At 50.4% G+C, this 15,248-nt stretch carries 16 protein-coding genes; 12 read left to right on the plus strand and 4 right to left on the minus strand.

Annotation, left to right across the window (positions count from 1 at the left end; genetic code table 11):
• Positions 1 to 2: 2 nt before the first annotated feature.
• The 5 genes from NYE37_RS03290 (at position 3) to NYE37_RS03310 (ending at position 4,951) form a co-directional block, all read left to right on the plus strand.
• Positions 3 to 983, plus strand: coding sequence for an alpha-ketoacid dehydrogenase subunit beta (locus tag NYE37_RS03290; RefSeq protein ID WP_037992963.1), 981 nt, complete (start codon positions 3 to 5; stop codon positions 981 to 983).
• A 102-nt stretch (positions 984 to 1,085) separates the two neighbouring features.
• On the plus strand, positions 1,086 to 2,357 hold the full coding sequence (locus tag NYE37_RS03295; protein WP_340711770.1) for a dihydrolipoamide acetyltransferase family protein: 1,272 nt from the start codon (positions 1,086 to 1,088) through the stop codon (positions 2,355 to 2,357).
• Position 2,358: 1 nt separating this feature from the next.
• Positions 2,359 to 3,777, plus strand: coding sequence for a dihydrolipoyl dehydrogenase (gene lpdA, locus NYE37_RS03300; RefSeq protein WP_037992959.1), 1,419 nt, complete (start codon positions 2,359 to 2,361; stop codon positions 3,775 to 3,777).
• Positions 3,778 to 3,961: 184 nt separating this feature from the next.
• Positions 3,962 to 4,537: a hypothetical protein gene (locus NYE37_RS03305; protein ID WP_037992958.1), complete on the plus strand. Its 576-nt coding sequence runs from the start codon at positions 3,962 to 3,964 to the stop codon at positions 4,535 to 4,537.
• 21 nt (positions 4,538 to 4,558) lie between these two features.
• A complete protein-coding gene (locus NYE37_RS03310) occupies positions 4,559 to 4,951 on the plus strand; it encodes an acyl-CoA thioesterase (RefSeq protein WP_037992957.1) in 393 nt (130 codons plus the stop codon).
• Positions 4,952 to 4,978: 27 nt separating this feature from the next.
• Here the strand turns inward: NYE37_RS03310 and NYE37_RS03315 are convergent, their stop codons facing one another.
• Positions 4,979 to 5,212, minus strand: a complete 234-nt coding sequence (locus tag NYE37_RS03315; RefSeq protein ID WP_037992954.1) for a DUF1128 domain-containing protein — start codon at positions 5,210 to 5,212, stop codon at positions 4,979 to 4,981.
• Between the two features lie 44 nt (positions 5,213 to 5,256).
• Here NYE37_RS03315 and NYE37_RS03320 point away from each other — a divergent pair, with 44 nt between their 5' ends.
• A complete protein-coding gene (locus tag NYE37_RS03320; RefSeq protein WP_049720540.1) occupies positions 5,257 to 5,661 on the plus strand; it encodes a DUF309 domain-containing protein in 405 nt (134 codons plus the stop codon).
• Positions 5,662 to 5,679: 18 nt separating this feature from the next.
• On the opposite strand, the gene NYE37_RS03325 is transcribed toward NYE37_RS03320, so the two are convergent.
• Together NYE37_RS03325 and NYE37_RS03330 are read right to left on the minus strand one after the other, a co-directional pair.
• A complete protein-coding gene (locus NYE37_RS03325; RefSeq protein WP_049720539.1) occupies positions 5,680 to 6,264 on the minus strand; it encodes a YdcF family protein in 585 nt (194 codons plus the stop codon).
• Between the two features lie 38 nt (positions 6,265 to 6,302).
• The gene (locus NYE37_RS03330) at positions 6,303 to 6,620 is read right to left on the minus strand and encodes a hypothetical protein (protein WP_062843295.1); all 318 of its coding nucleotides are present in this window, start codon (positions 6,618 to 6,620) and stop codon (positions 6,303 to 6,305) included.
• A 215-nt stretch (positions 6,621 to 6,835) separates the two neighbouring features.
• On the opposite strand from NYE37_RS03330, the gene hutU reads away from it, so the two are divergent.
• The 5 genes from hutU to thpR all read left to right on the plus strand — a co-directional run bounded on the left by hutU (position 6,836) and on the right by thpR (position 12,069).
• Positions 6,836 to 8,494: a urocanate hydratase gene (gene hutU, locus NYE37_RS03335; protein ID WP_049720538.1), complete on the plus strand. Its 1,659-nt coding sequence runs from the start codon at positions 6,836 to 6,838 to the stop codon at positions 8,492 to 8,494.
• A 5-nt stretch (positions 8,495 to 8,499) separates the two neighbouring features.
• Positions 8,500 to 9,762: an imidazolonepropionase gene (hutI, locus tag NYE37_RS03340; RefSeq protein WP_037992949.1), complete on the plus strand. Its 1,263-nt coding sequence runs from the start codon at positions 8,500 to 8,502 to the stop codon at positions 9,760 to 9,762.
• Between the two features lie 13 nt (positions 9,763 to 9,775).
• Positions 9,776 to 10,771: an agmatinase family protein gene (locus NYE37_RS03345; RefSeq protein WP_037992948.1), complete on the plus strand. Its 996-nt coding sequence runs from the start codon at positions 9,776 to 9,778 to the stop codon at positions 10,769 to 10,771.
• A 133-nt stretch (positions 10,772 to 10,904) separates the two neighbouring features.
• Positions 10,905 to 11,432, plus strand: a complete 528-nt coding sequence (tpx, locus tag NYE37_RS03350) for a thiol peroxidase (protein WP_037992946.1) — start codon at positions 10,905 to 10,907, stop codon at positions 11,430 to 11,432.
• Between the two features lie 70 nt (positions 11,433 to 11,502).
• Positions 11,503 to 12,069, plus strand: coding sequence for an RNA 2',3'-cyclic phosphodiesterase (gene thpR, locus NYE37_RS03355; protein WP_037993185.1), 567 nt, complete (start codon positions 11,503 to 11,505; stop codon positions 12,067 to 12,069).
• Here the strand turns inward: thpR and thiC are convergent.
• A complete protein-coding gene (thiC, locus tag NYE37_RS03360; protein ID WP_049720536.1) occupies positions 12,063 to 13,811 on the minus strand; it encodes a phosphomethylpyrimidine synthase ThiC in 1,749 nt (582 codons plus the stop codon). The two genes, thpR and thiC, sit on opposite strands and share 7 nt — an antisense overlap.
• 620 nt (positions 13,812 to 14,431) lie before the next feature.
• On the opposite strand from thiC, the gene NYE37_RS03365 reads away from it, so the two are divergent.
• On the plus strand, positions 14,432 to 15,166 hold the full coding sequence (locus tag NYE37_RS03365; RefSeq protein ID WP_340711771.1) for an ABC transporter ATP-binding protein: 735 nt from the start codon (positions 14,432 to 14,434) through the stop codon (positions 15,164 to 15,166).
• Positions 15,167 to 15,248: the final 82 nt, after the last annotated feature.

The following is a 15,248-nucleotide window of genomic DNA, read 5'->3' on the forward strand; positions in this document are numbered from 1 at the left end:
CCATGCCACAAATGACAATGGTAAAAGCAATTAATGATGCACTTCGTGTCGAGTTAAAACGGGACCCGAACGTACTCTTGTTTGGGGAAGACGTGGGGAAAAACGGCGGTGTGTTCCGTGTCAGTGACGGATTGCAAAAAGAATTCGGGGAAGATCGCGTCTTTGATACACCGCTTGCCGAATCCGGAATCGGCGGTTTGGCAGTCGGTCTTGCCAGCCAAGGATTCCGTCCGGTTGCTGAAATCCAATTTATCGGTTTTATCTTTGAAGCCATGGATTCGATTTGTGTACAAGCTCCCCGCTTGCGTTACCGGACCGGCGGCCGTTTTCATGCCCCGATCGTGTTCCGCGCACCGCTTGGCGGAGGAGTAAAACCGCCGGAACTTCACGGGGATCCGTTGGAAGGATTGCTCACCCAAACACCAGGGTTGAAAGTGGTTATGCCTTCCAATCCGTATGATGCCAAAGGATTGATGATTTCGGCCATTCGGGACAATGACCCGGTATTCTTCCTGGAACACTTGAAACTTTACTTCTCGCAAAAAGCAGACGTTCCGGAAGGGGAATACACCGTTCCGATCGGTAAAGCCAACGTGGTTCGGGAAGGTTCCGATGTCACGGTGATCACGTACGGTGCCATGGTTCATACATCCTTGAAAGCGGCAGAGCAACTGGAAAAAGAACGCGGAACCAAAGTGGAAGTGATCGATCTTCGCACGCTCAGCCCGCTGGATACCGAAACCATCATCCAATCGGTGGAAAAAACGGGACGTGCCGTGGTGGTACAGGAAGCTCAAAGATCTTCCGGAATTGCGGCAGAAGTGATTGCTCAAATCAATGAACATGCCATCTTGAAACTGGAAGCACCGGTCAAACGGATTGCTCCTCCGGATACCGTCATCGCATTCCCGATGATCGAAGACCAGTGGATTCCGGATGTCAAACGCGTGGTGGAAGGAATTACCGAAGTACTCGACTTCTGATTGTAAAAAAGTGTGCCGGAAAGACACATACCGATGGATGCGGTGGTTTCGACATCACCGCGTCCTTTCTTAAACATGAAAACAGAAAAGGAGGCTATTTTCGTGGCAACATATCAATTTAAACTGCCGGATGTGGGCGAAGGAATTCATGAAGGCGAAATCGTGACACTGCACGCCAAAGAAGGAGACACCATCCAGGAATTTGACATTTTTGCCGAAGTGCAAACTGATAAAGCCGTTGTGGAAATCCCCTCTCCGGTATCGGGGACGATCAAAGAGATCAAAGTCAAAGAAGGGGATGTGGTGCTCGTCGACTCGGTGATTGCCATCATCGATGCAGAAGGAGATTTCGAAGAAGCAGAGGTGGCAGAAGAAGACGCGGCTGAAGAGACGGCAGCACCGGCTCAGGAAGCCAAGGAAGAGAAAAAAGCGGCTCCGGAGCAAGCCGGCAACAAACGGAATGTATCGGCGATGCCGTCTGTCCGCAAATTGGCGCGTGAGTTGGGAGTCGACATCACCCAGGTAACCGGAACCGGAAAACATGGCCGGATTTTGGCCGAAGACGTCAGACGGTTTGCAGAAGGCGGGCAAGCTGAAGCGGCAGCCCAACCGGAAACGCAACCGGTTCAAGGGAAAACCGTGGAGCCAAAAACACCGGTGGAAACCAGAGGGGACGAAGAACGCATTCCGCTGCGCGGCATCCGTCGCACCATCGCCAAACGCATGGTGGAAAGCAAACATACCGCTCCTCATGTCACCTTGATGGACGAAATCGATGCAACGGAATTGATGGCCATCCGCAAGTGGGGAAAAGAAGTGGCGCAAGAACGCGGAATCAAATTGACCTACCTGCCGTTCATGATCAAAGCGGCCATCGCTGCATTGCGTGAGTTCCCGGAACTGAATGCGTCCATCGATGAAGAAAGAGAAGAGATTGTCATCAAAAAATACTATAACATCGGTCTGGCCACCGCGACCGACCATGGTTTGATGGTGCCGGTCATTGAAGATGCCGATCGCAAATCGCTTTTCGAACTCGCTCAGGAAATCACCGAAAAAGCAACCAAAGCACGTGAAATGAAACTGGATCCCAGCGAATTGAAAGGCAGCACCTTTACCATTTCCAACCTCGGCGGATACGGGGCTCAATTCTTCACCCCGATCATCAACTATCCGGAGGTGGCCATCCTGGGCGTCGGAACCATCCAGGAAAAACCGGTGGTTCGTGACGGAGAGATTGTCATCCGCCCGCAAATGTTTGCATCTTTGAGCTTTGACCATCGTCTGGTGGATGGCGATTTGGCTGCACAATTTATGCGTCGGTTCAAACAGTTGATGGAAAATCCAAAACTCTTAATGATGGAGATGAGCTGATATGGTAGTGGGAGATCTTGCACAAGAAGTCGATGTTCTGGTGATCGGAGCCGGTCCGGGTGGATATGTGGCAGCCATTCGTGCCGCACAACTGGGACGCAAAGTGACCATTGTCGATAAAGATGCTTTGGGCGGCGTGTGCTTGAACCGTGGTTGTATTCCGTCTAAAGCTTTGATCACCGCTTCTGAACGTTTCTTGTCCATCAAAGAAGCGGATCAGATGGGGATCGAAGTTTCAGGGGATGTCAATGTGAACATGCCGGAACTCATGAAATGGAAAGACGGCGTTGTGAAAAAGTTGACCGGCGGTGTGAAATCGCTGTTGCAAGGAAACAAAGTGGAGATCATCAGCGGAGAAGCATACTTTAACGGCACCGATTCGGTCCGGGTTGTGACGGACGATTCCAGCCAGACTTATAAATTTAACGATGTGATTATTGCAACGGGATCCCGTCCGGCTGAACTTCCGATTCTCCGGTTTGACGGAAAACGGATCCTTTCCTCCACCGAAGCGCTGCAATTGCAAGAAGTTCCCGGACGCTTGGTGGTTGTGGGCGGCGGTTACATTGGTCTGGAATTGGGTACCGCTTATGCGAAACTGGGTGCAGAAGTCACCATTTTGGAAGGAGCCAAATCCATTCTCCCCGGAAGCGATCCGGCATTGACAAAAATGGTGATGCGCCGCTTGAAACAACTGGGCGTCAACGTTATGACGGAAGCCATGGTTCAAGGTGGCGAAAACAAAGGCGAAGAAGTGGAAATCAAAGCCACGGTCGGCGGGGAAGAAAAAACATTTACCGCAGACTATTGCCTGGTTGCGGTCGGTCGGAAACCGAACACCGACGAATTGGGATTGGAATACGCTCAAGTGGAACTGGATGAACGCGGCTTTATTAAAATCGACAATCAATGCCGCACCAATGTGGATCACATCTATGCCATCGGAGATTGCGCCGGAGGTGCACTGTTGGCCCACAAAGCCAGCTACGAAGGAAAAGTGGCTGCGGAAGCCATTGCTGGAATGAACAGCGTCATTGACTATCAAGCCATGCCGTTTGTTGTCTTCTCCGATCCGGAAATTGCTTACACCGGCCTGACGGAAGAAGAAGCCAAAGAACAAGGCTATGATCCGGTGGTCAGCCGCTTTGCCTTCCAGGCAAACGGACGCGCTTTGTCGATGAATCAGGCTGACGGTTTCGTCAAAATCGTCGCCGACTCCGAAACCAAACAGGTTTTGGGCGTTCAAATTGTTGGTCCGGAAGCCTCCACATTAATCGGAGAAGCCGTTTTTGCCGTGGAAATGGGTGCCAACGCAGAAGATCTCTCTTTGACGATTCATGCGCATCCGACCTTGACCGAAACAATCATGGAAGCGGCCGAAGGCGTCTTGGGCCACGCCATCCATATGGTGAACCGGTAAGCTTTTCGGACCCGGTGCCCCGTGAATCTTTCACGGGGCACTTTTTTGGCGAGATTTGACGGAAATTTAAAAATAATCGCGATTTAAACTGCTTGGGGACTTTTCGTATTATAATGGGAAGGGAATATTTCTGAAAATAATCTTTTTTGGTCTGGCAATTCATGCATGGTTAAGGGTGAAGCAGATGAATTGGTATCATCGATGGGCTCAGTTGTTTCTGAAGGTTTGCAATGGTTGGCGCGGAACTGTTGCCGTAAAAATGGGTGAGTTGATTCCTTCTCTCAAACACAAAAATATTTATGTCAGGCACCAAAAGCCGGAAAACTTGTCACCCCCTCAATTAAACACCATTTTCCACATCATGGATCAGATTGCGGGAAGCAAAGGGGAAGTGACGAAAGAGGAACAAAAAGCGTTTGTCCAATACCAGAAAAGTTTTTTAAACAAGCGGATCTTGCAAGAGTGGAAAAAGATCCGGCCGGGCATTTATGTCCGGCAACACGGAGTCGCACAGGATGAGTTGATGGAGGCGGCTTTTTTGAAAATGAAACCCATTCTGTACAAAAGTTTTTATGAATCCTGTCAGGGACAGGCCGTGGTGATCAACGCATTTACGTTACGTGCATTTGTTTGGAATCATGAATACCTTACGCGGAAATTTGGGTTGGTCGAGGATCACCAATATTGGCTGGAGATTTTGGAGATGATCGACGATATCAAGAAAAATGCCTTTCAGACAAAGAAAAAATCGCTATTTTGATCTCAAAAAGGGGAGAAAGAGATGAAAACCTCCATTCAAATTGAAGTGCGGCCGACGGAAATCGACGTCATGGGGCATGTGAATAATGCGAAATATTTAGAGTATATGGAATGGAGCCGTGAAGATTGGTACAACAAAATGGGACTCCCGTTTGATGTGTTTACGGAGATGGGAGTGGGAACAGTGACTGTCAACATAAACATTAACTATCGGAAGGAAGCGTTGTTGGGGCAAAAGCTGGTGATATCCACAGAGCCTGTCCGGAAAGGAAGAACCAGTTTTGTGCTCAAACATGAAATTTATAATGAACAAGGGGAGAAAGTGGCGGATGCGGAAGTGACCAGTGTCACGATCGACCTGAAAAAAAGAAAATCGGTTGCATTGCCCGAACCATTGGCCAAAATTTTTACATAAAAAACAAGGCAGGGGAAAACCCTGCCTTCATTTTGCGTTTGTCCGGAGTTCCCTTAACTCCTCCAGTATCCCTTCGATTTCCATCATCGTCAGCCGGCCTTCTTTTTTCCGGATCAGTTGATGGATTTCCAACAATTCATCATATTGATCCAAGCAGAAATCTTCCGGTCTGATGATGGATGCATTGACCAATCTCAGGTTGCTTTTGATTTCTTCGACAATTTGTTCCAGATTTTCCTTGCTGGGCGTGCCAGAATTCAAATTTGCTCCATCCTCTCTGCCGTTTTTTAAAGGAGTGAAAATCCGTGGAGCCTTATTCCCCTTTATATATTGCCTTTTTTCATTATTTTAACACGGTCTGTGACTACTATGTATGCCACGATATGTTGGAAGAGCTGTGGCTCGAAGAGGGCAGGGAACCGTTTTACCAAGGATTGCTCCAAGTGGCTGTCGGATTGTACCATTTGCAAAACGACAACCGGAACGGAGCTTTAAAATTGCTCACCAGTGCTTTGGAAAAGCTGTCGCTTTATCCGGAGAAAGAGTGGATGGGGATCAACTTGGACCGGTTAAAACGGGATGTGAAAAAGGTAATCGCCTTTTTAAACGGAAATGCCCGTTTGGATGCCGTCCCGGAGCGGATCGTGATCGAACTGACGGACCCGGTGTTAAGAAAGGAAGTGGTCAAGATGGAAAATCAGGACCATTAAGGCTTCCGTTGTGTCCGTTCAGTGTTTAAACACTTGTTGCTTGATCAAGGCCAGACATTCGCGTGCTTTATGGTACGGAAGGAATAATACCTTGGAATGAACGGGCGAAGCTGTCACTTCCAGGCCGGCTTGCCGGGCATAATTCAAAGCCCGCAACATGTGATAGTCATGGGTGATGACGGTGATCTTCTCAAACCCCGTCCGTTTGATGATTTGCGCAGAATACAGCAGGTTTTCCCTGGTGTTGGAAGAACGGTCTTCCAGAAGAAGATGGGCGGGGGAAACCCCGCGTTCCACCAGGTAGTTTTTCATTCCTTCCGCTTCTGTGATCCCGTTGTTGCCCAGTCCCCCGGATAAAATGAGATAATCCACTCTCCCTTGCCTGTACAATTGCAAAGCAAGCTCCAAACGCTCCCTCAGGGCCGGGCTCGGCTGTTGATTCCATAATGCCGCTCCCAACACGATTCCGACTTGTGCATGTTCCTCCGGCGGATCTTTATGATCAAAACGGGAAACCCATTGCCACAGGTGAACGAAGACAAAAACCCCGCAGAAAAAAAGGGCGGACAGCCATCCGAACCAAAACCATTTGCTTGTCAGCATGATTCCCCTCTCCGTTTTTTTGTGTCTCTGTTATTATTTCATGCAATCGGGCAGTCGGGCATGCGTGGCGGATGTTGATGGGTCAAAGAAAATTTTCTGCGGACCGGATCATAATCGATCTTTAAGCCTTGGATCCATTCCTTTTCGCCGGCTTGCCACATGAACGGGATGCCTTTGATGTTTTCTTGTTCACAGGCCGGATCCGTTTCCGTGATTTCGAGGGCATAAACCGGGCTGTTGCACCCGGAAGTGAGAGAAACAATCTTCACCCCCAACGGATGGTTTTCCGACTGCTGCTCCTGGTAAAGCAGCCAGTGCAGTTTCCCGGCCGCCAAATCGGAAATCTCCATACTCAATGGATGCTCACTCCTTGAAATGCATTCTTCATCAATATAGCAAAAATCCGGGGGACATGAAAGAAAAGGGGAAGAGGGCATTTTCGTCCGTTTCCTGTGCTGAGCTAACTCAATAACGGAATGGCTTGCCTCTTGGTTTTCCAGCATGATAAGGTGAAAGTGAAATATAAATAATATTGCGTTTACAAGGAAAATTCCGAAAGGAGCCATCTGTGGTGAATGGAAAGAGGCAAGAGATCCGCGCTCCGCGGGGAACGGATTTAAGAACCAAGGGGTGGGTTCAAGAAGCCGCTTACCGGATGTTGATGAATAATTTGGATCCGGAGGTGGCGGAGCGTCCCGAAGAGCTGGTGGTGTACGGGGGAATGGGAAAAGCCGCCCGGAATTGGGAATGTTTTAATGCGATCCTGCGCTCGCTGAAAGCGTTGGAAAATGACGAAACGTTACTGATTCAATCCGGAAAGCCGGTGGCGGTTTTCAAGTCGCATCCGGATGCGCCGCGGGTCTTGCTGGCCAATTCCAATCTGGTTCCGGCTTGGGCTGATTGGGAGACCTTTCGTGACCTGGAACAAAAAGGCTTGATCATGTACGGGCAAATGACGGCAGGAAGCTGGATTTACATCGGGACCCAGGGGATTTTGCAAGGGACGTATGAAACGTTTGCCGAAGCCGCAAGGAAACACTTCGGAGGCAGTTTGAAAGGCACGGTCACGGTCACTGCCGGGTTGGGCGGAATGGGAGGCGCGCAACCGCTTGCCGTCACCATGAACGAAGGGGTGATCATTGCGGTCGAATGCGATCCTTCCCGCATCCGGCGAAGAATCCAAACGGGTTATCTGGACAGGGAAACGGACAGTCTGGATGAAGCGATCCGCATGGCGGAAGCGGCCAAACAAAAAGGCAAACCCTTGTCCATCGGACTCGTGGGAAATGCCGCCGAATGTCTCCCTGAAATGGTGAAACGGGGGTTTATTCCGGATTTGGTGACCGACCAAACCTCGGCTCATGATCCGTTGAACGGTTATTACCCTGCCGGGATGACTTTGGAAGAATGCGAGCGGCTTCGCAAGACCGATCCGAAGCAATATATCCGAAAAGCCAAGGCAAGTATCGCCGGACACGTCAAGGCGATGTTGGCGATGAAAGAACGGGGGGCGGTTGCCTTTGATTACGGAAACAACATCCGGCAGGCCGCTTTTGATGAAGGAGTGAAAGAAGCGTTTTCCATCCCCGGATTCATCCCGGCTTTTATCCGGCCGCTGTTTTGTGAAGGAAAAGGTCCGTTTCGCTGGGTGGCCTTGTCCGGCGATCCGGAAGACATTTATAAAACGGATGAAGTGATCAAACGGGAATTTAAAGACCAGCCCTCTTTGGTGCGCTGGATCGATTTGGCCCGCAAGAAGGTGCAATTTCAAGGCTTGCCGGCCCGTATTTGTTGGCTGGGTTACGGCGAAAGAGTGCGATTCGGACGAATCATCAATGAAATGGTGGCATCGGGCGAACTGAAGGCGCCGGTTGTCATCGGACGGGATCATTTGGACTGCGGTTCGGTGGCCTCTCCCAATCGTGAAACCGAAGCAATGAAAGATGGCAGTGATGCGATTGCAGATTGGCCGCTGTTGAATGCATTGATCAATGCGGTCAACGGGGCAAGCTGGGTGTCCATCCATCATGGTGGCGGTGTCGGGATGGGTTATTCGATCCACGCGGGCATGGTGGTGGTGGCAGACGGCAGCAAAGAGGCGGCGAGGCGCCTGGAAAGGGTGTTGACCTCCGATCCGGGCACGGGGATCGTGCGCCATGTGGACGCCGGATATGAAAAGGCGGTCGAAACGGCGAAAAAGCACGGGATTCAGATTCCGATGATGGAGTGAGGGAAATGGAGAAGTGGCTGATTACCGGAGCAAACCAATTGCTTACGTTGCAAGGGGCCGGCAAACACCCGAAAACCGGGAAAGCAATGAATGATCTGGGCATCATCGAAGATGGGGCGGTGGCTGTTGAAAAAGACACGATCATTGCCGTCGGGACCCGCAACGAAGTGGAGAGTGAAGCGCGGAAACGATGGGGTTCATGGGAAAAGGTGAACCATTGGGATGCGACGGGAAAAGTCATCATGCCGGGGCTCATTGATCCGCACACCCATTTGGTGTATGCCGGTTCCCGTGAAGATGAGCTGAACATGCGCTTAAACGGGAAAACCTATTTGGAGATCTTGGAGGCCGGCGGCGGAATTTTGTCAACCACCCAAAGAACACGGGCAGCGAGTGCCGATGAATTGGCGGAGCAAGCCAAAGCGAGGCTGGACCGGTTTTTAAAGAACGGGGTGACCACCGTTGAAGCGAAAAGCGGATACGGGCTGTCCCTGGAACATGAACTGAAACAGCTCAGAGTGGCCAAACGATTGAATGAGGAGCATCCGGTGGAGATCGTATCCACTTTTATGGGGGCGCATGCGATCCCGAAGGAGTACCAACAACAACCGGATGCGTATGTCAGGCTCATCACGGACGAGATGATACCGCGGGTGGTTTCGGAGCATTTGGCTGAATTTTGCGATGTTTTTTGCGAAAGAGGCGTGTTTACCGTCGGACAGTCTGAAATGATCCTCCGGGCGGCCAAAGCGGCCGGCCTGATCCCGAAGATTCATGCGGACGAAATCGAACCGACGGGTGGGGCGGAACTCGCTGCCCGCATCGGTGCCATTTCCGCGGACCATTTGCTGAAAGCGTCCGATGAAGGAATCCGCGCACTCGCCAAAGCGAAAGTGGTGGCGGTCTTGCTTCCGGGAACGGCCTTTTTCCTGATGGCCCCCTTTGCCGACGGGCGAAAGATGATTGATGCCGGGGTGCCGGTGGCCTTGTCGACGGATTGCAATCCGGGCTCTTCCCCGACCGAATCCTTGCTTTTGATGATGAATCTGGCTTGTTTTCACATGAAGATGACCCCGGCAGAGGTGATTACAGCGGTGACCGTCAATGCCGCTCATGCCATCGGCCGGGCGGACCGGATCGGAAGTCTGGAGCCCGGCAAGCAAGCGGATTTGGTTGTATTCGATGTGCCCAACTATCTGCATTTGACGTATCATTACGGATCCAATGACGTGGAACGAGTGATGAAAAAAGGAAAATGGGTTGTTTAGGGAGGAAGGAAGGATGAACTTTCGTTATTTGAATCCGCCCCCCTTTGTCCACCGTGTTCAGACGGCTGATCCCAATGATCCGAAAGTGAGTGAGTGGATCCGGCCGTGGAACGGGAAAGAAACCATGGATGTCGGAGTCATCGGAGTCCCTTTGTCCCGTTCTTCCATCAGCGCTTCGGGAGCGAGTGAAACGCCGTGGGCCGTCCGGCAAAGCTGGAAAAGCTTTTCCACCTATGATGTGGATCATGATGCCGATTTAACCCGCTTGAATGTGCGGGATCTGGGCGATGTCCGCATGCATGTGACGGATATCCCGCTTTGCCATCATTACATTGAAAAAGGAATGGAAGAAGTTTATGAAAAGACACAGAAACAGGACTTCTTTTTGCCGGTGATCATCGGAGGGGACCATTCCATCACGTGCCCGTCGGTCAAGGCATGGAAAAAAGCCCGTCCGCCCGGCAAGACCGGTCTGCTCCAGTTTGACACGCATTTTGACGTGCGGAGCTTGGAAAGCGGAGGTCCGAGCAACGGGACGCCGGTTCGCGGATTGTTGGAATCCGGCACACTGGAAGGAAAAGAGATTGTCCAAATCGGCATCCACGGCTTTGCTAATTCCCGGATCTACCGCCAATATGCAGAAGAAAAAGGAATCACTTTTTATACCATGCATCAAATCTGGAAAAAAGGATTTCCTGCGGTCTTTGAAGAAGCTCTGTCCAAATTGACTGAATTGGTGGATTCCATCTATGTGACCGTGGATATGGATGTGCTTGATCTTTCATTTCTGCCGGGTTCCCCCGGATCCCATCCCGGCGGTTTGTATTCGCGGGAATTGTTTGAGGCCATGTTCCGGCTGGGGGAAGAACCGAAAGTCAAGGCATTGGATATTGTTTGCCTGGATCCCATGCGGGATGTGGGATCGGTGTCGGTCAAAACGGCAACCCACACTATGCTTTCCTTCCTTTCCGGGGTGTTGAGCCGGAAGTCGGGTTCATCAGAAGAATAAAAACCCCGATTTTTGAAAAAAACGGGCCTTTTCGACAGAGAAACAGAGCCCCTTCCATTTGTGAAGGGGGATGTTTATTTTTTTTGTTTTCAAACAGTGTTAAGATAAAGAAGATGACTTTTTAAAGGAGGAAATGCTCATGGCCATCGAACGAAAAGGTGCTGTAACATTTAAAGGAAACCCGGTCACTTTGCTTGGCCCGGAGTTGAAAGTCGGGGACCAAGCCCCGGATTTTAAAGTGTTGGCAAATGATTTGTCCGAAGTCACACTTGCGGACAGCAAAGGGTTTGTCCGGATTATCAGTGTGGTTCCGTCTCTGGATACAGGAGTTTGTGATGCGCAAACCCGCCGTTTCAACGAAGAAGCGGGCGGCATTGACGGGGTGAAAGTACTGACCGTCAGTGTGGACCTGCCTTTCGCCCAAAAACGCTGGTGCGGGGCGGCCGGTGTGGAAAATGTGCAAACTCTTTCCGATCACCGCGATTTGTCGTTTGGAACGGCTTACGGTGTCGCCATTAAAGAAATGCGTTTGTTGGCCCGGGCCGTGTTTGTGGTGGATCAAAATGATCAGATCGTCTATGTGGAATACGTACCGGAATCCACCAATCATCCGGATTATGAAGCGCCGATTCTTGCCGCCAAAAAAGCATTGAACCAATAAATCCATATGCAAAAAAGGCTCGGCGATGACCGCTGAGCCTTTTCAGCATGGAATGGAGGTCGAATCGGGGATGGCACACGAATCCCGTTTGTTTATCGCCGTGAAATTACCGCCGGAAGTGAAACGGCATTTGGCCCGGGGAAGTGACATGTTGAAGCGACAATGCGATTTTTCCCGCTGGGTCTTTGAAGAGGATTACCATATTACGCTTCAATTTTTGGGCGATGTCAACCCGGAGAAAAAAGAACAAATTTTAAGCGCCTTGCCCCGTTGTGCCCAAGGAACGGAACCGTTTTCTTTAAAACTGTCCGGTCTCGGGACGTTTGGCAGGGAACATCAGCCGCGCATTTTGTGGGCCGGTGTTTCGGGAGATCTTGACGCTTTGTACCGCTTGCAAAAACAAGTGGTCCGGACGATGGAACCGCTCGGCTTTCCGGCTGAAAAACGGGCATACCGCCCCCATGTCACGATTGCCCGCAAATGCCGGCAGCCAAACTTTACACTGACGCCCGGGATGAGTTCCATCTTCCAAAACATCGAATGGCGGGTCCGGCAAATTGCGTGCTATGAGACGAAGTTGGGGCGGCAGCCGATGTATGAACCGGTGGGTCTTTTTTCCCTTGACCGGAATTATTGATAGAGGGAAGAGCCTTTTTTCTTAAATTCCCGGGCTTTTTCTTTCATCCCTTTTTTGGCGGCCTCTTCCAGGGTCAATCCTTGTTTGTCCGCATATTCCCGGATATCTTGCGTGATTTTCATACTGCAAAATTTGGGGCCGCACATCGAGCAGAAGTGGGCGGTTTTTGCCGGCTCGGCCGGTAAGGTTTCATCATGGAATTCTCTTGCCCGGACCGGATCCAGGGACAAATTGAACTGATCCACCCACCGGAATTCAAACCGTGCTTTGGACAACGCATCATCCCGTTTTTGCGCTCCCGGATGCCCTTTGGCCAGATCGGCGGCATGGGCGGCGATTTTATATGCGATGACCCCTTCTTTTACGTCTTGTTTGTTGGGGAGCCCCAGATGTTCTTTCGGAGTCACATAGCAAAGCATGGCGGTGCCATACCAGCCGATCATCGCCGCACCGATGGCAGACGTGATGTGGTCATAGCCGGGGGCGATATCCGTGGTCAGCGGCCCCAGGGTGTAAAAAGGAGCTTCTTGACACAGTTTTTGCTGAATATCCACGTTTTCTTTAATTTTATGCATGGGGATATGTCCCGGTCCTTCGATCATCACCTGCACATCGTGTTCCCATGCAATTTGGGTCAGTTCCGCCAGCGTTTCCAGTTCGGCGAATTGGGCTTTGTCGTTGGCATCGGCAATCGATCCCGGACGCAAGCCGTCACCGAGAGAAACGCAAATGTCATAAGCTTGCAGAATTTCGCAGATCTCGCGGAAGTGTGTGTATAAAAAGTTTTCCTCATGATGGGCCAGACACCATGCGGCCATGATCGAACCGCCGCGCGAGACAATTCCGGTGGTGCGTTCGGCCGTGAGCGGGATGTAATGGAGCCGCACGCCGGCATGGATGGTAAAGTAATCCACCCCTTGTTCGGCTTGTTCGATCAAGGTGTCGCGGTAAATTTCCCATGTCAAGTCTTCCGGAACCCCGTTGACCTTTTCGAGTGCCTGGTAAATGGGAACAGTTCCAACCGGAACCGGTGAATTGCGGATGATCCATTCCCGGGTGTTGTGAATGTTTTTTCCGGTCGATAAATCCATGATGGTATCGGCTCCCCATAAGGTGGCCCAGGTCATTTTTTCAACTTCTTCCTCAATGGAAGAGGAAACCGCGGAATTTCCGATGTTGGCATTGATTTTGACATGGAAGTTTTTGCCGATGATCATCGGTTCGGATTCCGGATGATTGATATTGGCGGGGATGATGGCCCGGCCGCTGGCGACTTCTTGCCGCACGAATTCGGGATCCAACTGTTCGCGAATGGCGACAAACTCCATTTCCGGCGTGATGATTCCCTTTTTGGCATAATGCATCTGGGTGACGATTTTTCCGGGTCTTGCTTTTAACGGGTGTTTGTTGGGATGAGGAAATGATTCAAGCGTTTTTGCCTTTTCCTCCGAGCGGTATCCATTGTCGACGGGCTGGACCGGGCGGCCTTTGGTTTCTTCCACGTCGCCCCGTTCCAAAATCCAGTTTCTTCGCAATTTTGGCAATCCTCGTCTCAAATCAATGGATGCTTCCGGATCGGTGTAAGGCCCGCTTGTGTCATAGATGCGGAGAGGTTCATTGGCACGGGTTCCGCGCCAGTCGGTGGTGGGGGAAAGGGAAATTTCCCGCATGGGAACGAGGAGATCGGGTCTGGACCCTTTGACATAAACTTTTTTGCTGTTCGGATAGAAATAACGTTCCATCAATATTGCCCTCCTTTGGTGATTGCAACCAGTGGCCAAAACGGACGAAGGGCGAATACGACACAAAAAAACCATACACCTGATGCGTATGGATCGGGGAAGTGATCAAAACGATGAGGGGACACGAGTCCCGTCATCTTCCCTACGCTGGCATTACCCAGATCAGGTACACGGTCGGCGGCAGAATTCTCCGCCCTCTCAGCCTGGCTGACTCCAAGCTCCCGTTTTTTGACCCTATTTAGTTGCTGTCCCTTTCAAGCTATCACAGATTTCACGGGAGGTCAATCGCCAAAGAATAAATTTATATAAAAGAAGAAGAAAAACAAACGGGATCCCCATTCGGTTGGAATCTGTTATTTTTGAAGGTTTTTTGTCACGATTTTGCAATATATTCACAATCCTCATTTTAGACAGGATATTTTTTGTCCGTTATACTTAAATTAAACAAACCCTGAATCAGGGGATATCTTCCATTTTTGGTTGAATGTGAAAATCCTTGGAAAAGATCTTTGTTTTTTGTACCTGTGAGAGGTTGGAGAAAGGGTGCATGAAAATTGAGAATAGAGTGGCATCACGTGCGGAAAGTTTTTGGTCAAAAGGCGCAGGTTTCACGTATGAGGATGACGGGGCTCATAGATTTTTCCGCTTCCGTCCGGGAAGGGGTGACGGCCTTGTTGGGCCCTGCGGGTTCGGGAAAAACAACGTTGTTGAAGCTGACCGCCCTGAAAATGGTTCCGGATGACGGCAGGATTGTTTTTTTCTCCCATAAAAAAGAACCGCCTGTCTGGTCGAAAGGGAAAATGTTGCATTCCGGCCTTTCAGACCTTTCCTTTCTCAAATCACTGATTCACTATACCCCGCATGTCCAACGGTTGAACCAGGATACCACCATCGAGTCTTCACTCTTCATGCATGCGCAGTTGATGCGCGTTCCAAATCCCAGGAAAAAAATTGCGGAAATCATTGCAAAATGGGGATTGGCCGGTTATCGGAAAGTGCCTCTGTACGAACTTTCCGGAGCGGTTTTGAAAAGGTTTTTGTTGGCCCGCAGCCTGATTGTGCCCGCCCCGATCTGGATCATGGATGAGCCGACGGAAGGATTGGATCCATGGGGACGTTATTTGTTGATGCACGAATTGAAAAAACGCAAAAGAGGACAAATTACCTTGTTTGCGACCACCACAGACATGGACTTGGCAGAATGCGCAAATGATTTGATGTTGTTGGAATCGGGAGCTTGCAGGCGCCTGGGGAGTCGAAAGATTTTGACATCCGGTGTCACGGAGGGAACGGTACAGGCTTGGTACGAAGCGATGCAAGCTTTTTCTTATCTTAGAAAAGAACATCACTTTTAATTTTAATGACGTTCAGCGAAGAGAGAGAATATATTGTATAAATGAAACGAGGGCGAGGGTGTGAAGAGCGTGGACAATGAAA

This window comes from Thermoactinomyces sp. FSL K6-2592 (assembly GCF_038006465.1).
In the GTDB taxonomy this organism is placed as follows: Bacteria; Bacillota; Bacilli; order Thermoactinomycetales; family Thermoactinomycetaceae; genus Thermoactinomyces; species Thermoactinomyces vulgaris.